We start from the raw sequence: 11,890 nt of genomic DNA, 5'->3' as shown, positions 1-11,890 counted from the left end.
AGCATGAACAGCTTCGGAGCCGGCGCCCCGGCCAACACGACCGGCCGCGGCCTGGAATCCGCCCTCCAGCGCTCGGGTTTTTATCCCACACTTGTGGCCGACGTGGTCAACGACGCCCTGGACGGACAGGAAAGCCTGTCGCACCTGGTGCACCTGGAAACCCACTTTGACCGCAATGAGGTGCACCGCCACATCACAGTGCTGGTGCTGACGGCGGACCTGCTGGTCATCACGCACGTCGACGACCACCAGCTGGACGAGTCGGGCGAGCAGATGGTGGCCCAGGTGTCCACCGAATCGGTGCCCATCAGCCAGATCCAGTCGGTGGTGCTCAGCTACATCTACGCCCAGCCGCAGGACTACAAGCCCTCCGACCCGGCCCGCGAGCTGACCCTCTCGATTGCCTGGTCGGGCGGGCAGCGCGTGGAGATGGGGCCGTCGTCGTGCGGGGACCCCGGCTGCGACGCCGACCACGGCTACTCCGGCACCATTGCCCAGGAGGACATTGCCCTGCGCATCAGCGCCGAGGCCGAGGGGCTGCAGGCCGTGGCGGACGCCAAGGCATTTGCCAGGGCCCTGCGCGCCGTGAACACCGGTGCAGGTACCCCCGTCCACACCCCGATGGCCGGCGGCAAGTTCCCGGCCTTCGGTGCACGGCTGGGCCGCTCCCATTACCGCCGCTGACGCCGTGGCCGCCAGCGATGCAACGCTGACCGCCGAGGAGCTGCTGGCAGCCCAGCCCGCCCTTCCGGCCGCCCCGGCCTACGGCACGGCAGGAATTGGCGATGTCCTGCGCAGCGCGGCCGCCGTGCTGGGGGAGAAGTCTTTCTCCAACGTGCTGAACCTGCCTGCCGCCAAGCGCATCTGCGTGGTGCTGGTTGACGGGCTGGGCAAGGCCCAGCTCAAGCAGCGCGCCTCCCATGCGCCGTTCCTGCGCGGGGTCATGGCCGCGGATTCCGGCGGCGGGCACCCGCGCACCCTCCACGCCGCCTTCCCCAGCACCACTGCCACCTCGCTGTCCTCACTGGGCACCGGAACGGTCCCCGGGCAGCACGGCATGGTGGGCTACGACGTCCTGGACCCGCGCCAGGACAAGGTGGTGAACCTGCTGGGCAACTGGGACGCCGGCGTGGACCCGCTGCGCTGGCAGCCGTTCCCCACCATTTTTGAGAGCCTCGAAGGCAGCGTGCCCTGCACCACCGTCAGCCTGCCGCACTTCGCCACCTCACCCATGACCCGGGCGGCCCTGCGCGGCGGCACCTTCCGCGGCGCCGTGTCCACGCACGCCCGGGTGGAGCAGGCCGTGGAGGCCCTCGCAGCCACACCGCGGGCGCTCGTCTACCTGTACTGGAGTGAACTGGACAAGGCCGGGCACGCCCACGGCGCCGACTCCCACCAGTGGGAGCGCCAGCTGGAGGAGCTCGACGCCGGCATGAAGCGGCTCGCCGCGGCCGCACCCGCTGACACGCTGATCCTGCTCACCGCCGACCACGGCATGGTGGATGTCCCCAGGAACGCCCGCATCGACTACTCGGCCTTCGAGGACCTGGTTGACGGGGTGCGCCACACGGCGGGGGAGCCGCGCATGGTGCACCTGTACCTGGAGGCCGGCCTGCCGGAAAGCCACCGGGACCGCCTCATGGCCGCCTGGCTGGAACGCTTTGGCAAGAAGGCCTGGGTGCTGACCCGGGAACAGGCCATTGCGGCCGGATACTTCGGTGAAATGCGCGAGGGTGTGGGGGAGCGGATCGGGGATATTCTTGTCCTGGCCCGCGAGGCCGTGGCCTTCTACGACCTGCGCCGCGTGCGCACCGCGGCCATGGAGGTGGTGGGCCAGCACGGATCCATCACCAAGGGCGAACGCGAGGTGCCGCTGCTGCGCATCCCCGTCACGCCGAAGCAGGCCCGGGGCAAGCGCCGCTGACAGGCAACAAAAAACGGCGGGTGCCAGGGGCACCCGCCGTTTTTGCTGTCCCAAGGGGGGCTTAGTCGCCCTTGGTGCCGAACACAATCTCGTCCCAGCTGGGGACGCTTGAGCGCTTGGGCTTGCCTGCCGCCTTGCGTTCCAGGCGTGCAGTCACCTCGCTGTCGCTGGGGCCGTCCTCGACGGGCGGCGTGGACTGCTCCACGGCCGGCACAGCCTCAGGCGATTCCGGCTCGGAAGGTGCCGAGGGCGCGCCGGAGAGCACAATCTCACGGGTTTCCGTGCTGACCTCGAAGGCACTGGAGGAGCCGTCGAGGGCGTGGCCCTCCTCCAGGCTCGGTGCCAGCTTCAGGAACGGGATGCTGCGCAGCCGTTCCCGGGCCGGTGCCTCATCGGCGGGCACCGTCTCCGGCACCTCGTCCTCGGGGGCGCTGTACAGGGCCTCGTCGCGGGGGTGGGCGCCGGGAACGTGCGTGCCGAGCATGGCCGCCAGTTCGTCGTCGCCGTCCTCATCCAGGCCAAGCCGGACACCGCGCCGCGAACGGAGCATGTCCAGCAGGCCGTGGCCGGGGTAGCCGGCCGCATCCTGCTCCGGTGCTGCTTCTTCGGGCACATCAGCGGATTCGGTGTCCACAGCCGTGCCTTCGGCCTCTACGTCAAAGGGCTTGTCGGCCACGGCACTGAGCCGGCGCTCGGGCACGGGGCTGTCCAGCGGTTCCAGCTCGCTGAGCTGCTGCGCCCAGCGGTTGGCGTTGTGCAGCGACTTGCGCCCTGCATGGAAGCGCCACAGGGCGGGGGCCGGCTCGCCAATGCTGCTGGCGGCCCGATCCGAACCCTGCTCAAAGTCAGCACTGACGGTCCAGGCGCCGGCGCGGTCGCGCCAGGCGTCCCAGCGCAGGGACTTCGGGTCAATGCCAAAGGCGGCCAGGCGGTGCCTGACCATGTCGTCCAGGGACGCCGGTGCCTCGCCAAAGACCGTGCGGTAGCCGTCGTTGTGCGGGGTGGCCGCGGCGACCTCAACGGCCCGGGCCTGGTTGGCAATGTACTCGCGCTCGGCCAGCACGGGTCCCTCGTAGCGCCGCACGGCCTCAATGGACAGCCCGGACTGCTCGGCCACCTCGGAGGCCGTGGCCCCGGAGCGGATCAGGGACTGCATTTCCCGGGGGGTCATGCGCGCGCCGGACTGCTGGGGCGTGCGCATGCTGCGGTGCGTGCCCCTGCCCACTGCGGTGCGCAGCGCCTCATCCAGGGGAAGAAGGTAGATGTCTCCTCCGGGACCACTCAGCAGCAGGTGTTCGCCGTCGTCGTGGACACCCACCAGCCGCAGATCAGCCATGCCGTCCTCCCAAAAAGTCAACTCGTTCCCTCGAAACTTTGCCATTGATGTCCCTTATTTCCTACTACCGCCGCAGGCGTGGCGCGAGATGGCTTGCAAAAACGTGCCACCCGCAGCTTCCCCGCAAGGACGTGCGGTGCAATCTTAAGCCAGCCGCGAACTCGGCCCGCACACAGGCCTGCACCGGTTTTGCAGTTGGTGCTTTGCACTTTAGGGTGTTTGCAGAGTTTCTTGGCTGCCGGACTTGGCAGCAATATCTAAGGAAGTGCACATGACTACCGGCTACCAGCAGCCCCGCCCTGCGCAGCGCAGCTCCGGGCCTGCCCGGAAAGATTCCGGACGGGCCGATTCCGTCCGGTCCCGGAGGGTGGATGCCGTGGTGGACCTGGCCGAAACAGAGCTGGCCGAACTCTACGAACTGCCCGGCGGGGAACTCCCCCCTGACGAGTCGGCCGTGGAGATCCTCGCCGAGCAGGCGGATGAATTCACCTGCGGCTCATGCTTCCTTGTCCGGCACCGCTCCCAGCTGGCCCGGGAGAAGAACGGCATGAAGTACTGCCGCGACTGCGAAGGCTGAATCCGCCCCGCTACTGTTCAGTGCGCCCTGCGCCGCGCAGTGCCGCCGCAAGGTGTTCGGGGTGGCGGGAGGAGGTGAGCCAGTACGGGGTGCGGTCGTCCGGGTCGGTGATCTTGATCTTCACCACGGGCTTGATCCAGCCGCGGATGCACAGGTAGGCCAGGCCGTTGAGCTTGATGCCGCGCTGCTCCGTTGCCTCATCGCCGTTGTACACACTGACGTCGCCCACGAACTTGCGCTCAATGTGCGCCCGCCCCACCTGGAGTGTGTCCGCGGTGACGACAATCGTGGGGGTGGAGGCAATCATGGCGGCACTGAGCCCCAGCAGCAGCACGGCAAAGGCAATGCCGCCGGCCAGCGGGCTGATGGGGATGAAAATCAGGATGCCGGCCCCGGACAGGCCCACCACAATCACCCAGGCCCAGAAGTTGGGCCAGAGCTTCTCCGTGTAGATGGCGGTTGCGGGGCTCGTGGCGCTCTGCGGCGATTGTGATGACATGCCCCCAAGCTTTCCATCTTTCGGGCGGCATTTCACCTTGGCCCTGTGCCCCGCCAGCCATACGGTGGCGCCCGGTTCAAGATAGAGTGTCCTGTTGTGACCCATGAGACTTTCCCCGCAACAGACGATTTCAACAACCCCGAAGAGCACCGGCCCACGCTGGGCGTGCAGCTGCGCATGCTCGACGCCGGGATCGAACCCCCCAGCTACGCCCACCCCGGGGACGCCGGGGCGGACCTGCGCACCCGCATCGACGTGGTGCTGGCCCCGGGCGAGCGCGCCCTGGTCCCCACAGGCGTGAGCATTGCCCTGCCGTTCGGCTTCGCGGCCCTGATCCACCCCCGCTCCGGCCTGGCCACCAAGCAGGGGCTCACCATTGTCAACAGCCCCGGAACTGTCGACGCCGGCTACCGCGGCGAGCTGTCGGTGACCTTGCTGAACACGGATTCGCGCCATTCCATCACCTTGTCCCGGGGCGATAGAATTGCACAAATGGTCATCCAGCGCGTTGAAAAGGCACAGTTCATTGCTGTGGACGAGCTGCCCGACTCGGTGCGCGGCACCGGCGGCTTCGGCTCCACCGGCGGCTTTGCGCCGCAGGCGTAAGCGCCCCTCCACCATCCACCGATTCATCATCTTCAAGGAGTCTTAATTCCCATGGCTTTTGGGTTCGGCAAGAAAAAGAACAAGGACGAGGACCAGCCCGAGGCGGCAGAGGCTGCCGTGGGCACCGAAGTTGATGGTGCGGCTGCCCAGGGCACGCTGGACCTGCCGCCGGACCCCTCCGACACCGCCTACGACCGTGCACTGCACGGCCCCCTGGACGCGTCCGAGGTGGACGGCACCGGCGGCTACGTGGACCTCGGCGCCCTCCTGGTCACCCCGCGCGAAGGGCTCTCCCTGCGCCTGGAGGTTGAGGAAAGCACCCAGCGCGTCATTGCCGTGACACTGGACTTGAACGGCTCAAGCCTGCAGCTGCAGGCCTTTGCAGCCTCCCGTTCCGAGGCGCTGTGGCGCGACATCCGCGAGCAGATCGGCCTGTCGGTCGGTTCCCAGGGCGGCGAGATTGAAATCCTCGACGGCACCTTCGGCAAGGAAGTCCTGGCCAAGGTCCCCGCACAGGGCACCGACGGCAGCAAGGGCTTCCGTGTTGCCCGCTTCATTGGCGTCGACGGCCCGCGCTGGTTCCTGCGCGGCGTGCTGGGCGGCAACGCGGCCGTGGACACCGAGGCGGCACGCGAGCTCGAGGACCTGTTCCGCGGCGTTGTGGTGGTCCGCGGGGAAACCCCGCTGCCCCCGCGCGACCTGCTGCTGCTGCGCCTGCCCAAGGACGCCGTGGCCGGTCCCCAGGGTGGCGTGGCTGCCGATCACGCAACACCGGCCCAGGGCGGGGAACCGTTCCGCCGCGGACCGGAAATCACGGCGATCGGCTGATCTTGCTTCCCATGCAACAAGGCGGCTGGTCCCAGGCGGTGGACATCGCCGCGCTGCCCGTGCGCGGGCGCGCGGTCTGTTCCGGCGTGGTTGACGCCGTCACCATCCTGCCCGAGACCGTGGCGCCGGCGTACACGGCCATCCTCACCGACCGGGAATCCCACCTGGCCGCTGCGGAAGGCTCCAGCCACCGGCTGCGCCTGGTGTGGCTGGGGCGACGCCGCGTCCCCGGCATTGTCGCCGGGACGCGGCTGCGGGTGGAGGGCATGGTGGCCCTGCGCGACGGCCTGCCCACCATCTACAACCCCCGCTACGAAATCATTGGAATCCAGGAGAGCTAGTTGAGCCAGCAAATCCCCGAAGACAACCCGGCGCAGGAAAAGTCCACCCCCGGGTTTGCCGAGCTGGCCCAGGAGATGGCCGCCAAGAACGCCCTGGTCCGCAAGGACAACGGCCACATTGACCTGCTGGCCGCGGCCGGGGGAGTGCGCGGCATTGCCGAGAGCATCCTGCCGGGCCTGGTGTTCCTTGTGGCATTTACCCTGACCCGGGACCTCACAGTGGCGCTCGTGGGCTCCGTGGGCATGGCCGTGGTGTTCCTTGCCGCCCGGCTCATCCAGCGCACGCCCCTGACCCAGGCACTGGCCGGAATCGCCGGCGTGGCGCTTTCGGCGTTCATTGCCATGAAGACCGGCAAGGCCGAGGACTACTACACAGTGGGGTTCTACACGAACGCCGGCTACATTGCCGCCATGGTGGTTTCCATCGCCGTCCGCTGGCCCGTGCTGGGCCTGTTGTTCGGCTACGCCCGCAATGAGGGCCTGAAGTGGCGCGAGCGGCCCGAGCGGCTGCGCGCCTACCGCGTGGCCACCTGGATTCTGGTGGGCGTCATGGCCGCCCGCCTGGCCGTGCAGCTGCCGCTGTACTTTGCCGGGATGGTGGATGCGCTGGGCGCCATGCGCCTGCTCATGGGTGTGCCGCTGTACGCGTTCGGCCTGTGGATCGCCTGGCTCGTCAGCCGCCCGGTCCCCGGGGCGGACACCGCCGGGGACTGAGCGGCACGCACAGCGGCCGCCTGGCGGCTGCGCTCAGCGCGCCGAGAGCAGGGCGCGCAGCTCGTTCTCGGCCGCGATGGTGGTGATGAAGAACAGCTCGTCGCCTGCCTCCACCACGTCGTCGGCGCTGGGCGTGATGGGTGCCTCGTCTCGCAGGATTGCCACGAGGGTGGAATCGTGCGGCCAGTCAATGGTGCCCACGGTCTGCCCGATGACATGCGAATCCGACGGGACGGTGAACTCCACGAGGGAGGCCACACCCGTCTGCAGGGTCAGCAGCCGGACCAGGTCGCCGATCTCCACGGCCTCCTCCACGAGGGCCGTCATGAGCCGCGGCGTGTTGACGGCAACGTCCACGCCCCAGGAGTCGTCGAACATCCAGTCGTTCTTCGGGTTGTTGACCCGGCCCACCGTGCGGCCCACGCCGAACTCGGACTTGGCCAAGAGTGAGACCACCAGGTTGACCTTGTCGTCGCCCGTGGCGGAGACCACCACGTCGGCTTCCTCCAACTTGGCCTCGCGCAGCGTGCTGATCTCGCAGGCATCACCGACGAGCCAGCGGGCTCCGCGGAGCCCGCTGCGCCCAATGACCTCCGGCTTGGGGTCGATCAGCAGCACTTCGTGCCCGTTGGACAGCAGTTCCTTGGCAATCGAGCAGCCCACGCTGCCCGCACCAACTATGACCACCAGCATGCTAGAACTCCTTCGGGGGTGCTGCGGAGAGGATTGAGGCGACTTCGCTGGACTGGGCGCTGACGATCATGGCATGCACAATGTCGCCCTGCTGGTAGCTCGTGTCGGGACCTGGCAGCATGCCCTCGCCAAAACGGGTCAGGTAGGCCACGCGCAGGCGCGCTGCACTCTCAATGTCCAGGATGTGCCGGCCAATCCAGCCCGCGTGCAGTGACAACTCGGTCAGGATCAGGCGCCCGGACGGTTCACGGAAGTCACCCTTGATGGCGGTTTCCGGCAGGATCCGGCGCAGCACCTGGTCGGCGCTCCAGCGCACGGCGGCCACCGTGGGGATGCCCAGGCGCTGGTAGATCTCGGCCCGGCCGGGGTCGTAGATGCGGGCCACCACGTGCTCCACATGGAAGGTTTCGCGCGCCACGCGGGTGGCCAGGATGTTTGAGTTGTCGCCGCTTGAGACGGCGGCAAAGGCGTAGGCGTTCTCAATGTCGGCCTGCTTCAGCGTGTCCTGGTCAAAGCCCACGCCGGTGATCTTGCGCCCGCCAAAACCGGTGCGCAGGCGCCGGAAGGCCCGCTCATCCTGGTCGATGATGGCCACCGAGTGCCCGGAGTCCTCAAGGGTGTGGGCCAGGGTGGCCCCCACACGGCCGCAGCCCATGATCACAAAATGTGCCACTCATGCTCCTTGTCATGGCGGGCGGCAAAGCTGCCGTCCCCGCCCTTGGTGCCACATGCCATTGCATGCGGTGCGGGTACCAATTTCACGTTGCATTGGCACCCCGGGTCAAGTCGTGGCCACTTGATTTGTTGCGGCGCACAGCTTCAGTGTGCCACGCGCGGGCCAAGGCGCGGCGGTGGTGCTAGCGTTACCCGCGTGCTGAACTTCTTCAACGCGTTCAAGCGAGTCCTTGTGGGGCGGCCCTTCCGCAACGACAAGCTCGCCCATACGCTGCTGCCCAAACGCATTGCGCTTCCGGTTTTTGCCTCCGACGCGCTGTCGTCAGTGGCGTATGCGCCCGATGAAATCCTGCTCACTTTGGCCCTGGCCGGTGTTGCGGCAGTGTCGCTCTCGCCCTGGGTTGGCCTGGCCGTCATGCTGGTGCTGCTGACGGTTGTGGCGTCCTACCGGCAGAACGTGCACGCCTACCCCTCAGGCGGCGGCGACTACGAGATTGCCACGGTCAACCTGGGCAAGGGCGCCGGGCTCACGGTGGCCTCGGCCCTGCTGGTGGACTATGTGCTTACGGTTGCCGTGTCCATGTCCTCGGCCGCCAACTACCTGGCCACCGCGATTCCCGGCTGGCACGGCACCCAGGCCCTGATCGCCGTCGTCGGCGTGGTGATCCTGGCCCTGGTCAACCTGCGCGGCATCCGCGAGGCCGGGACGGTCTTCGCCGTCCCCACCTACATCTTCATGTTCTGCATCTTCGCCATGACGGCCGCAGGGCTTTTCCAGGCCGCCACCGGAACCCTGGGCCGGGCGCCGTCGGCCGACTTCGAGATTGTGCCCGAGGCGGCCTTCAACCAGGGCCTGGTGGGACTTGCCGGGGCGTTCCTGCTGCTGCGAGCCTTCTCCTCCGGCGCCGCCGCACTGACAGGTGTTGAGGCCATCAGCAACGGCGTGCCCAACTTCCGCAAGCCCAAGAGCAAGAACGCCGCCACCACGCTGCTGCTGCTCGGCGCCATTGCCGCCGGCATGATGGCCAGCATCCTGTTCCTGGCCGATGCCACCGATGTTCACATTGTGGCCGACCCCCACACCGAGTTCCTGGTGAACGGCGTGGCGCCGCCGGAGGGTTATGTGCAGAACCCCTCCATCAGCCAGATTGCCTCCACCATCTTCGGGGCCGGGTCCATCCCGTTCTTCATCATCGTCGCCGCCACCGGCGCCATCCTGGTCTTTGCCTCCAACACCGCCTTCAACGGCTTCCCGGTCCTGGCCTCCATCCTGGCCAAGGACGGCTACCTGCCCCGCCAGCTGCGCACCCGCGGCGACAGGCTGGCCTTCAGCAATGGCGTGATCCTGCTGGCCGCCGGCGCCCTGGTGCTCATCATCGCCTTCAACGCCGACGTCACCCGCCTCATCCAGCTCTACATTGTGGGCGTTTTCATCTCCTTCACGGCCAGCCAGCTCGGCATGATCCGCCACTGGGGCCGGGAACTGCTCAAGGTCAAGGACAAGTCGCTGCGCTTCCGCATGAAACGCTCCCGGGTCATCAACACCATCGGTTTCTGCATGACACTGACGGTGCTGCTGATCGTGCTGGTCACGAAGTTTGAGCAGGGTGCCTGGATTGCGCTGCTGGCCATGGCCGTGCTGTTCGTGATCATGTGGAGCATCCACGCCCACTACGAGAACGTGGCCAAGGAGCTCGCGGTCGAATCCGACTCCGCCGTCCGGGCCCTGCCGGCGCGCATCCACGCGGTGATCTTGGTCTCGCACGTGCGCAAGCCCGTGCTGCGCGCGGTGGCCTTCGCCCGCGCATCCCGGCCCTCCACGCTGGAGGCGATCACTGTTGACCTGGACGCCGCGGAAACCGAGGCGACGGTTGCGGATTGGGAGCGGCTGGCAATCCCGGTACCGTTGACTGTGTTGGCGAGCCCGTACCGGGAGACGCTGACGCCGCTGATCAGCCACATCAAGGCCATGCGCCAGGACGCCCCGCGCGACTTGATCGTGGTCTACATCCCGGAATACGTGGTGGGCAAGTGGTGGGAGCAGCTGGTGCACAACCAGACTGCCCTGCGCATCAAGACGCGGCTGCACTTTGAACCCGGTGTGGTGGTGGCCAGCGTGCCCTGGCAACTGAAGTCCTCCACCGACGCGAAGAAGTACCAGGATTAACCGAAGCTAAGAAAAGAACAGCATGGAGCCCATGAACGAGCCCACCAGCACCCCCCGCCTCACCGTCACCGTGGGGCCGGTGGCCCACGGTGGCCACTGCGTTGCCCGGCACGAAGGCCGCGTCATCTTTGTCCGCCACGCCCTGCCCGGGGAGACGGTGGACATTTCCCTCACCGAGCACGACGACGACGCCAAGTTCTGGCGCGCGGATGTGACCAATGTTGTGGTCGCCTCGCCCGAGCGCGTGCCCCACTTCTGGCCCGAGGCAGACGCCCTGCGCGCCGCCGCACGCAACACGGTTCCCGTGGGCGGGGCCGAGTTCGGCCACGTGTCCCGGACCGGCCAGCTGGCCCTGAAGACCTCCGTGGTGCGCGAGCAGCTCGAACGCCTGGGCGGGCTGGACATTGAGCGCATCGACGCCCTGTTCGCCGCCGGCGTCGAGGATGTGGACACGCACGGCACCCCCGAACAGCAGGCCGGCCAAAGCTGGCGCACCCGCGTCAGCTTTGCCGTGGCACCCTCCGGCCGGCTGGGCATGCACGCCCACCGCTCGCACACCATTGTCCCCATCCAGGAGATGCCGCTGGCCCTGCCCGCCATCAACGAGCTGCGCCTGTGGGAGATCGACTTCACCGGCATTGAGCGCGTTGAGGTGGCCGCACCGGCCAACGGCTCTGGCGTCCTGGTGCTGCTGGCACCGGCCGCGGAACTGAGTGAGAAGGCAGCCGGCGGCGCCATCAAGCGCGTGGCCCGCGCCCTGGCCGCACTGGAAACAGCCCCGTCGGTGGCCCGCTGGAACCCCGAAAACAGTGCCATTGAGGTTGTTGCGGGGCGCGGCTGGGTCCGTGAAACCACCGACGACCACGAGTTCCGTGTCACCGGCGACGGCTTCTGGCAGATCCACCGCAACGCCCCCAAGGTCCTGACCGACGCGGCCCTGGGCTTCCTGCTGGAAGGCGGGCACCTCAACGACGGTGCCCAGGTTGCCGACCTGTACGCCGGCGCCGGCCTGTTCACGGCGCCGCTGGCCGACGCCGTGGGCCCGGACGGCAACGTTCTTTCCGTGGAGGGCTCCGCCGGCACGAGCCGCGACGCCCGCAAGAACCTGCACGCCAGCACCCAGGTGCAGATTGTGCAGGGGCGCGTGGAAAAGGTCCTGGGCACGGTCCGTGGACCGCGTGGACGGCGCCCGGCGCCCGAGGAGCGGCACCGTTTTGACGCCGTCGTGCTTGACCCGCCCCGGGCAGGCGCCGGCAAGGACGTGGTGAAGGCCATTGTTGCCGCCGCACCCGCCGCCGTGGCCTACGTTTCCTGCGACCCGGCCGCGTTTGCCCGCGACGTGCGGTACTTTGCCAACGCCGGCTGGCAGGTGGAACGCCTGCGCGCGTTCGACCTCTACCCGCACACGCACCACGTGGAGACCGTGGCGCTGCTGGTGCCCGCCAAGGCCCGCACCAGGAGCTAGGAACTGCACGTGGATCCGACGGCTGCAAAGGTGCGCCCGCCCCGGCGCGACCTCACCCGCAACAA

At 68.1% G+C, this 11,890-nt stretch carries 13 protein-coding genes; 9 read left to right on the top strand and 4 right to left on the bottom strand.

Annotation, left to right across the window (positions count from 1 at the left end; genetic code table 11):
- The first annotated feature begins 3 nt into the window (after window positions 1–3).
- Both PCK14_RS02050 and PCK14_RS02045 read left to right on the top strand, forming a co-directional pair.
- Window positions 4–684 (top strand): DUF5998 family protein, encoded by a 681-nt coding sequence (locus PCK14_RS02050; RefSeq protein WP_269936785.1) that lies wholly within the window; start codon window positions 4–6, stop codon window positions 682–684.
- A gap of 4 nt (window positions 685–688) precedes the next feature.
- A complete protein-coding gene (locus PCK14_RS02045) occupies window positions 689–1,924 on the top strand; it encodes an alkaline phosphatase family protein (protein ID WP_269936784.1) in 1,236 nt (411 codons plus the stop codon).
- Window positions 1,925–1,985: 61 nt separating this feature from the next.
- On the opposite strand, the gene sepH is transcribed toward PCK14_RS02045, so the two are convergent.
- Entirely contained in the window at window positions 1,986–3,260 is a 1,275-nt protein-coding gene (sepH, locus tag PCK14_RS02040; protein WP_269936783.1) for a septation protein SepH, read from the bottom strand.
- Between the two features lie 271 nt (window positions 3,261–3,531).
- Here sepH and PCK14_RS02035 point away from each other — a divergent pair, with 271 nt between their 5' ends.
- On the top strand, window positions 3,532–3,837 hold the full coding sequence (locus tag PCK14_RS02035; RefSeq protein WP_269936782.1) for a DUF4193 family protein: 306 nt from the start codon (window positions 3,532–3,534) through the stop codon (window positions 3,835–3,837).
- Between the two features lie 10 nt (window positions 3,838–3,847).
- Here the strand turns inward: PCK14_RS02035 and PCK14_RS02030 are convergent, their stop codons facing one another.
- The gene (locus tag PCK14_RS02030; protein WP_269936781.1) at window positions 3,848–4,336 is read right to left on the bottom strand and encodes a DUF3093 domain-containing protein; all 489 of its coding nucleotides are present in this window, start codon (window positions 4,334–4,336) and stop codon (window positions 3,848–3,850) included.
- A gap of 96 nt (window positions 4,337–4,432) precedes the next feature.
- Between PCK14_RS02030 and dut the strand changes: the two genes are divergently transcribed.
- The 4 genes from dut (at window position 4,433) to PCK14_RS02010 (ending at window position 6,825) form a co-directional block, all read left to right on the top strand.
- Window positions 4,433–4,942, top strand: a complete 510-nt coding sequence (dut, locus tag PCK14_RS02025; protein WP_269936780.1) for a dUTP diphosphatase — start codon at window positions 4,433–4,435, stop codon at window positions 4,940–4,942.
- Between the two features lie 51 nt (window positions 4,943–4,993).
- Window positions 4,994–5,770, top strand: a complete 777-nt coding sequence (locus PCK14_RS02020) for a DUF3710 domain-containing protein (RefSeq protein WP_269936779.1) — start codon at window positions 4,994–4,996, stop codon at window positions 5,768–5,770.
- Between the two features lie 11 nt (window positions 5,771–5,781).
- On the top strand, window positions 5,782–6,111 hold the full coding sequence (locus tag PCK14_RS02015) for a hypothetical protein (RefSeq protein WP_269936778.1): 330 nt from the start codon (window positions 5,782–5,784) through the stop codon (window positions 6,109–6,111).
- 75 nt (window positions 6,112–6,186) lie between these two features.
- Window positions 6,187–6,825 (top strand): DUF3159 domain-containing protein, encoded by a 639-nt coding sequence (locus tag PCK14_RS02010; protein WP_269936977.1) that lies wholly within the window; start codon window positions 6,187–6,189, stop codon window positions 6,823–6,825.
- A 33-nt stretch (window positions 6,826–6,858) separates the two neighbouring features.
- Here the strand turns inward: PCK14_RS02010 and PCK14_RS02005 are convergent, their stop codons facing one another.
- The gene (locus PCK14_RS02005) at window positions 6,859–7,518 is read right to left on the bottom strand and encodes a potassium channel family protein (protein ID WP_269936777.1); all 660 of its coding nucleotides are present in this window, start codon (window positions 7,516–7,518) and stop codon (window positions 6,859–6,861) included.
- Between the two features lies 1 nt (window position 7,519).
- Window positions 7,520–8,191: a potassium channel family protein gene (locus PCK14_RS02000; RefSeq protein WP_269936776.1), complete on the bottom strand. Its 672-nt coding sequence runs from the start codon at window positions 8,189–8,191 to the stop codon at window positions 7,520–7,522.
- 198 nt (window positions 8,192–8,389) lie between these two features.
- On the opposite strand from PCK14_RS02000, the gene PCK14_RS01995 reads away from it, so the two are divergent.
- Together PCK14_RS01995 and PCK14_RS01990 are read left to right on the top strand one after the other, a co-directional pair.
- Complete coding sequence (locus PCK14_RS01995) at window positions 8,390–10,360, top strand: APC family permease (RefSeq protein WP_269936775.1); 1,971 nt, start codon at window positions 8,390–8,392, stop codon at window positions 10,358–10,360.
- A 22-nt stretch (window positions 10,361–10,382) separates the two neighbouring features.
- On the top strand, window positions 10,383–11,825 hold the full coding sequence (locus PCK14_RS01990; RefSeq protein WP_269936774.1) for a class I SAM-dependent RNA methyltransferase: 1,443 nt from the start codon (window positions 10,383–10,385) through the stop codon (window positions 11,823–11,825).
- Window positions 11,826–11,890 lie beyond the last annotated feature (65 nt).

Source organism: Arthrobacter sp. HY1533, from assembly GCF_027568515.1.
Lineage (GTDB): Bacteria > Actinomycetota > Actinomycetes > Actinomycetales > Micrococcaceae > Specibacter.
Note: the sequence above shows the minus strand (reverse complement) of the source record. Positions and strands in the feature narration are given on the sequence as shown.

Excerpts from the sequence above, each read along its gene's own strand:
- PCK14_RS02050 (WP_269936785.1), top strand. The coding sequence starts at position 4 with ATGAACAGCTTCGGAGCCGGCGCCCCGGCCAACACGACCGGCCGCGGC.
- sepH (WP_269936783.1), bottom strand. The coding sequence starts at position 3,260 with ATGGCTGATCTGCGGCTGGTGGGTGTCCACGACGACGGCGAACACCTG.
- PCK14_RS02035 (WP_269936782.1), top strand. The coding sequence starts at position 3,532 with ATGACTACCGGCTACCAGCAGCCCCGCCCTGCGCAGCGCAGCTCCGGG.
- PCK14_RS02030 (WP_269936781.1), bottom strand. The coding sequence starts at position 4,336 with ATGTCATCACAATCGCCGCAGAGCGCCACGAGCCCCGCAACCGCCATC.
- PCK14_RS02020 (WP_269936779.1), top strand. The coding sequence starts at position 4,994 with ATGGCTTTTGGGTTCGGCAAGAAAAAGAACAAGGACGAGGACCAGCCC.
- PCK14_RS02015 (WP_269936778.1), top strand. The coding sequence starts at position 5,782 with ATGCAACAAGGCGGCTGGTCCCAGGCGGTGGACATCGCCGCGCTGCCC.
- PCK14_RS02010 (WP_269936977.1), top strand. The coding sequence starts at position 6,187 with ATGGCCGCCAAGAACGCCCTGGTCCGCAAGGACAACGGCCACATTGAC.
- PCK14_RS02005 (WP_269936777.1), bottom strand. The coding sequence starts at position 7,518 with ATGCTGGTGGTCATAGTTGGTGCGGGCAGCGTGGGCTGCTCGATTGCC.
- PCK14_RS01990 (WP_269936774.1), top strand. The coding sequence starts at position 10,383 with ATGGAGCCCATGAACGAGCCCACCAGCACCCCCCGCCTCACCGTCACC.